Genomic DNA, 1770 nt, shown 5'->3' with positions numbered 1-1770 from the left:
TCCATAATTAACTCTCTCTCTTCTGGGTCTGTATACTGTTAGAAACCCGGTTTCTCAAAGAAACCGGGTTTCTTAACCCCCCCGGTTATATGTCACCGGAAAAGCGAGCCAAAAGTTCTTCCCGTGATAACTGCCAAATCAACTGAGCTTGTTCCAATGGGGGAACTGCAATCAACCGGTCGATAATCTCAGCTAATTCGGCATCGACCGCCCCAAACTTCACTTGTAGCATACTTTCTAGGAGCGATCGCTGTCCTTGCTGGATACCTTGCTGAACTCCTTGTTGGATACCTTGCTGAACTCCTTGTTGGATACCTTCTTCCTTAACAGTTTGTAACCGTTGTAAATACAGGGGTGATAGTTCCATAATTAACTCTCTCTCTTCTGGGTCTAAATTTTGCCGCGCTTCTAGCATCGCGCGCAGGTTATACAGTAATTCTAGCGTGGTTTCTCGGGTGGGATTGTCTCCTGGTAGTTGATAGAGTTCTTGCAAGGCTTGTTTTTGGACTCTCCCCGTCCCTAAAATCCGCAACCATAGGGTTTCTGCTGTCGGCGGTAGTTGGTCATCCTATTATAGCTAAATGCTGAGAAACCGGGTTTCTATGGATATCTCGGTTAGGATACAGAAACCCTGACAGCAACCCGGTTTCTTTGATTCCACTCAACCTCAGACATTTCCAGAACTTGTTGGAGAGAGGCAGAGAGTTCAATAGGCATAAAATATGCGTTAGGATAGAGGTAATCTTCCCCTGATTCATCAATTATCCGCAGCATTTGATGACTATTCGCTTTTGAGTCGGGTAAGACTGGATAAATCTTGCGAACTTCTAGGGAAGCTGCATAGTCTGTATTTTTGATGCCAACAACAAAGTTCATTAGTTCATGGCTTTTCCTCTCATGGATAAAGCGGCGGCAGTTCAACATCCAATAAAAATTACTTGATTGGCGAAATCTTCTAATTCTCCCATTTTGGCGTAAACCTCTAACTCTTCGATCGCATAACCCATCGACACTTGAGGACTGAAAAAGAAAATTCCGGTAAACGCTTTACCTTGATTGACGCAATTTTTATCTAACACTAGAAAATCATGATTCGTGGTTACAAGAGGACGCTTTAGTTGCACATAAAGACTCAAAATTATTTCATCAATAGCACTACTATTATTGTCTTCTTGAGCGGTCATAACCTCAACCAATTTCAGTTGTAAACCAATCTTAATCGCTCGATGGAGTGGAGCATCGAAATAGTAATATATTGCCATTTTCATCCTGGCTGCTGCTGCCGTTTTTGCTGAAGCATTTGTTGAAAATCGGCAGTATGATGACCGACTCTCATTGTAATTAAATCAGCTTGCAGGTTCTGGATTTTTTCTTGTTCTTGAGCAATTTGAGCATCAATTTGGTGTTGATAGGTGTAGTAATAACTGAGGGCAGAATAAATGGCAGCGAGGGAAATTTCTGGGTGTTGAAAGTGCAGCTCTTCTGGACTCCAGCCGTGGGCGTGTTTTTCTTGAATCAGTTGGGCAACTGAAACGCGACTATTGGCAATAGTTGCCTGATTTTGAGCATCAATGTCTAGGTATTGCCAAGTTACCGGAGTATCGGTGATGAATGTCATATTGAGGATGGGGATATGGGTTGATACTAGGGGGTTACGACTATTATAGCCAAGTTGCCATAAACCGGGTTTCTATTACTATCTTTGTTAGGATATAGAAAGCGTGCGAGACGTTCAGGCATGAAATAGGGCTGCAATGCCCGAAATAACCG

The 1770-nt window shown here is 42.9% G+C and carries 3 protein-coding genes and 1 pseudogene; all 4 read right to left on the bottom strand.

The window, feature by feature from the left end; genetic code table 11:
* Positions 1-85: 85 nt before the first annotated feature.
* Positions 86-562, bottom strand: a pseudogene (locus P5683_RS24500) (hypothetical protein); the annotation flags it as partial.
* A gap of 53 nt (positions 563-615) precedes the next feature.
* Entirely contained in the window at positions 616-876 is a 261-nt protein-coding gene (locus P5683_RS24495) for a hypothetical protein (protein WP_006623788.1), read from the bottom strand.
* Between the two features lie 41 nt (positions 877-917).
* Positions 918-1262, bottom strand: coding sequence for a DUF5615 family PIN-like protein (locus tag P5683_RS24490; protein ID WP_006668474.1), 345 nt, complete (start codon positions 1260-1262; stop codon positions 918-920).
* 2 nt (positions 1263-1264) lie between these two features.
* The gene (locus P5683_RS24485; protein ID WP_006623786.1) at positions 1265-1618 is read right to left on the bottom strand and encodes a DUF433 domain-containing protein; all 354 of its coding nucleotides are present in this window, start codon (positions 1616-1618) and stop codon (positions 1265-1267) included.
* Positions 1619-1770 lie beyond the last annotated feature (152 nt).

It is taken from the genome of Limnospira sp. PMC 1279.21, from assembly GCF_032349615.1.
GTDB classification, from domain to species: Bacteria; Cyanobacteriota; Cyanobacteriia; order Cyanobacteriales; family Microcoleaceae; genus Limnospira; species Limnospira fusiformis.
This window is presented reverse-complemented; position numbering and strand designations above follow the sequence as displayed.